This window comes from Sandaracinobacteroides sp., from assembly GCF_057137845.1.
Genome location: NZ_DBNHFX010000233.1, coordinates 1 through 5,796 on the forward strand (window position 1 = coordinate 1; position 5,796 = coordinate 5,796).

Here is a 5,796-nt window from a genome sequence, read left to right on the forward strand (position 1 = left end):
GATCTTGGGCTGTTTGCCGACCGGCCGGAAGATATCGCCCGTGCAATCGACCTCGCGCGGGATGCCGACCTGATCGTCAGCATCGGCGGAGCGTCGGTAGGCGACCACGATCTGGTGAAACCGGGTCTGGAAGCCGCCGGCGCCAGCATCGACTTCTGGAAGGCTGCGATCCGCCCCGGCAAGCCGCTGATTGCCGGGCGTCTGGGCAATGCGGTGGTGGTTGGCCTGCCGGGCAATCCGGTGTCGGCGTTTGTCTGTGCGCGGGTGTTTTTGTGGCCGTTGATCCGCCGGATGGCCGGCAGTAGCCAGCCGCTGGATATCGCCGACCAGGCGGTTGCAGGCGTCGATCTGGTCGCCAACGGCGGGCGCCGGCATTTCATGCGTGCGCATGTCGCCAAGGGCCGCGTCAGCCCCTTCCCCGCGCAGGACAGCAGCCTGTCGTCGGTGCTGGCGGCGGCCAATGCGATCCTGGTGCGCCCGGCCAATGCCCCGGCGGTGCCTGCCGGAACATCCGTTCCGGTTCTGCGAATCTGATGTTCCGGCAAGGAACCGCTTGACCCGTTCACGTTGGTTCCTTTAACGTTCGCTCCATGTTCCACCTCTTTGGGGCGCCGCCATGCTGACGTCGAAGCAACATGAACTGCTGCTGTTCATCCACAACCGGCTTGCGGAAACCGGCGTTTCCCCCTCGTTCGAGGAAATGAAGGACGCGCTCGATCTGAAGTCGAAGTCGGGTGTGCACAGGTTGATCGGCGCGCTTGAAGAACGGCGTTTTCTGCGCCGGTTGCCGAACCGCGCACGGGCACTGGAAGTGGTGCGACTGCCGGAAGACGCCGCACCGCGCGGCGCGGCCGCGATCGCCGACATCGGTGCCGCACGCGCGCGGCGGGTGGCGGCCGATGCGGCAATGGCCGAAGTGCAGGCGTGCGTGGTGCCGCTGGTGGGGCGGATCGCAGCCGGCCTCCCGATCGAGGCGATCGAGGAGCAGGAGCAGCTTGCCGTCCCCGCCACGCTGCTTGGCCACGGCGAACATTATGCGTTGCAGGTCGCGGGCGACTCGATGATCGAAGCCGGCATCTTCGACGGAGATTTCGCTCTCATCCGCAAGGCCGACGATGCGCGCGACGGCGAAATCGTGGTGGCGTTGATCGACAACGCCGAAGCAACGCTGAAATACTTCCATCGGGAAAAGGGCATGGTCCGGCTGGACCCGGCGAACAGCCTGTATCAGCCGCAGCTTTACCTGCCGTCGCGGGTCAGGGTGCAGGGGCGGCTGGCCGGGCTACTGCGCCGCTACTGACCGGCTGGCGGCGGTTCGCTCTTTTCATCGCCGCCGCGCAGTGCCAAGGCACCGGGCATGACTGCAAAGCCACATGCCGGGGTGCGCCACGCACCGGACCCGACGATGCTCGCCAAGACCGAGGTTCTGGTGGAAGCGCTGCCCTATCTGCAACGCTATGCCGGCAAGACGTTCGTGGTGAAATACGGCGGCCACGCCATGGGCGACCCGGAACTGGCGCGGGATTTCGCCGAAGACATGGTGCTGCTGAAGGCGGTGGGGATCCGGCCCGTGGTGGTACACGGCGGCGGGCCGCAGATCGGCGCCATGCTGAAGCGGCTTGGCCATGAAAGCAGCTTCATCGACGGGCTGCGGGTGACGGACGCGGCAACCGCCGAAGTTGCGGAGATGGTGCTGGGCGCCATCAACAAGGAGCTGGTGCGCTGGATCAACGAGGCCGGCGGCAAGGCGGTCGGCCTCTCGGGCAAGGATGCCGGGCTGATCCACGCCGAAAAGGTGACCCGCACCCGGCGTGACCCCGGCAGCGCCATCGAACAGGTGGTCGATCTGGGCTTCGTCGGCGAACCGGCCCGGGTAGACCGGCATGTGCTGGATGTGCTCAGTTCGGCGGATTTCATCCCGGTCGTCGCCCCGATCGGGGTTGGCGCCGACGGGCACACCTATAACATCAACGCCGACACCTGCGCCGGTGCGGTGGCAGCGGCGCTGGGGGCTGCAAGGCTGTTCCTGCTGACCGACGTGCCGGGCGTGCTGTCGAAGGAAGGCGCGCTGTTGACCGACATCACGCCGGGCGATGTCGCCAATCTGATCGAGGACGGCACGATTTCCGGCGGGATGATTCCCAAGCTCGAAACCTGTGTCGGTGCGGTTGCGGGCGGGGTGGATGCAGCGGTCATTCTTGACGGCCGTATCCCGCACGCCATGCTGCTGGAAATCTTTACCCGGCGCGGCGCCGGGACACTGGTGCGCAAGGAGGACTGATCGATGCGGAAAGCTATGGCGGCGCTGGCGATGGCGATGCTTGCAACTGCATCGGCCGGGCTGGCGCAAAATGGCGACCTCTATTCCGGCAAGCGTCGGCTGGGGGAGGTCTGGGTCTATCCGGCGATGTTCGAGCAGGCGCTGGCGCCGCTTGCACCGCTGGCGGCGCGCGCGATCAAGGGCGGGCTGTGCCCCGGATTTCAGCTGGGCCCGGACAATCTGGTCCATGAATATGCCTTCGAAGCCAAGTTGAAAGCGAAGGGCCGGGCGCTGGAACGCCGCTGGGAAGTCGAGGATCTGCGCATCGTCAACGCCAGCGCCTGCCCGGCGCTGGACAAGGAAGTGACGGCCCGCATGCGCGAGGCGATTCCGGCATTTGCCGAACCGCGCGAGGACAGCGACGGAAACGGCTGGATCAAGATCCCGCGCATCGCACTGCGGCTGACCGGCCAGCAATAGCGCGAACGCGGGCGGCGCCAGCCGTCAGAGGGCGGCCTTCAGTGCTTCCACCAGATCGGTCCGCTCCCAACTGAAGCCACCATCGGCATCCGGCTTGCGGCCGAAATGGCCGTAGGCCGCCGTCCGCTCGTAGATCGGGCGATTGAGGCCGAGGTGGGTGCGAATGCCCTTTGGCGTCAGCCGCAGCACCTGGGGCAGGGCGGCTTCGATGCGGGATTCCGTGATGGTGCCGGTGCCGTGGGTATCGACGAGGATCGACAGCGGTTCGGCAACCCCGATCGCATAGGAAAGCTGGATCGTTGCCCGGCGAGCCAGCCCTGCCGCCACGATGTTCTTCGCCAGATAGCGCGCAGCATAGGCCGCCGACCGGTCGACCTTGGTCGGGTCCTTGCCGCTGAAGGCGCCGCCACCGTGCGGCGCTGCGCCGCCATAGGTGTCGACGATGATCTTGCGGCCGGTGAGGCCCGCGTCGCCGTCAGGACCGCCGATTTCGAAAAGCCCGGTCGGGTTGACATAGATCGCCGATTGCTCTGGCAGCCAGCCCCTGGGCAGCACGTCTTCCAGCACCGTCATCACATAGTCGCGCAGCCGTTTCTGCCCGGCATCGCTGGAAAGCGCGCGGGCGTGCTGCGTCGAGACGACGAGCGCCGTCGCTCTCACTGGAAGCTCTGCCTCGTAGGCGAGGCTGACCTGGCTCTTGGCGTCTGGTTCGAGGAAATCGACGACCTTGCCGTGCCGGTCGTGCGCCATGCGCTCGAGGATGCGGTGCGCGTAATAGAGCGTGGCCGGCATCAGGTCGGGGGTTTCGTCGGTCGCGTAGCCGAACATGATCCCCTGATCGCCCGCGCCCTCGTCCTTGTTGCCCGATTCGTCGACGCCCATGGCAATGTGCGCGGATTGCCCGTGCATGTGGTTTTCGAACGTCGCCGTCTGCCAGTGGAAGCCCTGCTGTTCATAGCCGATGCGGCGAACGGTTCCCCGTACCGCCTGCTCGATCGCATCGCGGATGCCGGGCGCCCAGCCGGCAGTATCCGGGAAGGCAGCGGCGTCGAACACGCCCTTGCAGCGGATTTCGCCCGCCAGATTGATGCGCTGCGTCGTCACCATGGTTTCGCAGGCAACCCGCGCTTCCGGGTCGCGGCGGAGCATGAAATCGACGACAGTGTCGGAGATCTGGTCGGCAACCTTGTCGGGGTGGCCTTCCGAGACAGACTCGGACGTGAAGGTAAAGCTCTGGCGCGCCATGGATACTCCTTGTGCAGGCTGGAAGAGCTAGCTGTTCGCCGATGCCATTGCAAGGAATATAAAGAGATATTTATGTCTTTCTGCGAGCTGCCAGAATACCATATCCAAGCAACAGCAGCGCCAGGCCTGCGGGTGCGGCAAGGCCGATCCGGGAAAAGGGGGTGGCAGCAAGCGGCGCCGGCAGCGGAACCCGCGCGGTGGCGGCAGTTCCGCGCGGCAGCAGCGCAGTCATGCCGCCACGCGGGTCGATCATGCCGGAAAGGCCGGTCGGCGTCAGGCGGGCCACCGGCAGCCCTTCCTCGATGGCGCGCAGCCTTGCCTGCGCATGGTGCTGCGGCGGCCCCGAACGGCCGAACCATGCATCGTTCGATATGGTCAGGATGAAGGCCGGACGGTCGGCCCGGTTGACGATGGCGCCCGGAAAAATGATCTCGTAGCAGATGTTCGGCGCCATCGCCGGCAGGCCGGGCAGCCGCCACGTCACCGGGCCGGGGCCGGGGCGAAAGTCCAGCGTGCCAGGCACGAGCCGTTCGAGGCCCAGCGGTTCGGCGATGGCGCGAAGCGGCAGATATTCGCCGCCCGGCACCAGATGCGCCTTGTCGTAGCGGGCAAGAATCTGCCCGGCATGATCCAGCGCATAGAGGCTGTTGGTCCCGGCAAGGACATGGCCGTCGCCGTCGCGGACGATGCCGGTGCCGCCCGTCAGCAGCAGGGTGCCCGCCGGGAAGCCGCGCGTGATTTCCGCGCGGACTTCGGGCATTTCCTCCATCGGGAACTCGACCGCGCCTTCCGGCCAGACGACGGCGGCGGGCGCCGGTCCACGGGCAAGCGCAGCGCGGGTCTGCCGGACGGTCCGGGCGAGGCTCTCCATCGTGCCGCCTTCGGAATATTTGTCGGCGATGCCGGTTCCCGACTGCACCAGCAGCAGTTCGGCGCCGGTGGGCGGGCCGAGCGGCTTCTGCACGCGGGGGACGGCAACGCCCAGCAGCAGCGCCAGCGGAAACACCAGCACAAGGCCCATCCGGCCCGGTTCGCCGCGCGCGCCGATCAGCGCCGCGAGGCTGCCTGCCGCCAGCACCGCAATCGCCGAGAGCCCGTTCGCCCCGACCACCGCCGCAAGCTGGGCGACGCCCGGCAGTTGCAGCCATGCAACCCCCATCGGGTTCCAGGCAAAGCCGCTGAACAACAGCCCGCGCAGGATTTCCAGAATCGTGAACGATCCCGAAAACGCCAGTGTCAGCGGCACGATGCGCGCGGAAACCGATCTGGCGACGAGCGCCGCCAACGCCGGATATAGCGCCAGAAACAGCGACAAGCCGCCGACGGCAACCACCCCCATCACGGGGGGCATCGCCGACTGATAGGTGAATGCCTGCGCGATCCAGCCCAGCCCGATGGCGAACTGCCCGACGCCGAAGCCGAACCCAAGCAGGAAGGCGCGGCGGCGCGGTTGCGCTGCCAGCAGCAGCAACAGCAGCGTGACGCCCACGACCGGCCCGGCGATCGTTGCCACAGGCTCGAAGCCCAGTGCGGAAATTCCGCCTGCGCCAAGCGCGATCAGCAGCGCCGCCGCCCGGCCGCGCGCAGCCAGCCAGATCGTCAGGGGATGGGCGCCAGCGGCGGAGGTTATGCCATGCATGGCCCCCCATAGCTGCGTGACGCCCAACCATCCAGACAGGCCGAGCCACGGTGCAGCGCGGACTCGACGAAGAAGCGTCGCTCGTCCATCAGGCGCCCCATGCTTCAACCTGCCTTCATCCTCGTCCGGCCGCAGCTTGGCATGAATATCGGCATGGCCGCCCGCGCCATGG

6 protein-coding genes are annotated in these 5,796 nt (G+C 67.1%); 4 read left to right on the forward strand and 2 right to left on the reverse strand.

The genetic code is table 11. The annotated features are described in order from the left end of the window. The 4 genes from AC16JP_RS12045 to AC16JP_RS12060 all read left to right on the forward strand — a co-directional run. Positions 1-534: molybdopterin-binding protein (locus tag AC16JP_RS12045; RefSeq protein ID WP_484340859.1), on the forward strand; the 534-nt coding region annotated here is incomplete at its 5' end. An 82-nt stretch (positions 535-616) separates the two neighbouring features. Then, positions 617-1,300 (forward strand): transcriptional repressor LexA, encoded by a 684-nt coding sequence (lexA, locus tag AC16JP_RS12050; protein ID WP_484340860.1) that lies wholly within the window; start codon positions 617-619, stop codon positions 1,298-1,300. Between the two features lie 57 nt (positions 1,301-1,357). Continuing rightward, the gene (gene argB, locus AC16JP_RS12055; protein WP_484340861.1) at positions 1,358-2,281 is read left to right on the forward strand and encodes an acetylglutamate kinase; all 924 of its coding nucleotides are present in this window, start codon (positions 1,358-1,360) and stop codon (positions 2,279-2,281) included. A 3-nt stretch (positions 2,282-2,284) separates the two neighbouring features. Beyond that, complete coding sequence (locus tag AC16JP_RS12060) at positions 2,285-2,740, forward strand: hypothetical protein (protein ID WP_484340862.1); 456 nt, start codon at positions 2,285-2,287, stop codon at positions 2,738-2,740. 24 nt (positions 2,741-2,764) lie between these two features. On the opposite strand, the gene metK is transcribed toward AC16JP_RS12060, so the two are convergent. After that, positions 2,765-3,985: a methionine adenosyltransferase gene (metK, locus tag AC16JP_RS12065; protein WP_484340863.1), complete on the reverse strand. Its 1,221-nt coding sequence runs from the start codon at positions 3,983-3,985 to the stop codon at positions 2,765-2,767. A 70-nt stretch (positions 3,986-4,055) separates the two neighbouring features. Continuing rightward, entirely contained in the window at positions 4,056-5,624 is a 1,569-nt protein-coding gene (lnt, locus tag AC16JP_RS12070; RefSeq protein ID WP_484340864.1) for an apolipoprotein N-acyltransferase, read from the reverse strand. Positions 5,625-5,796: the final 172 nt, after the last annotated feature.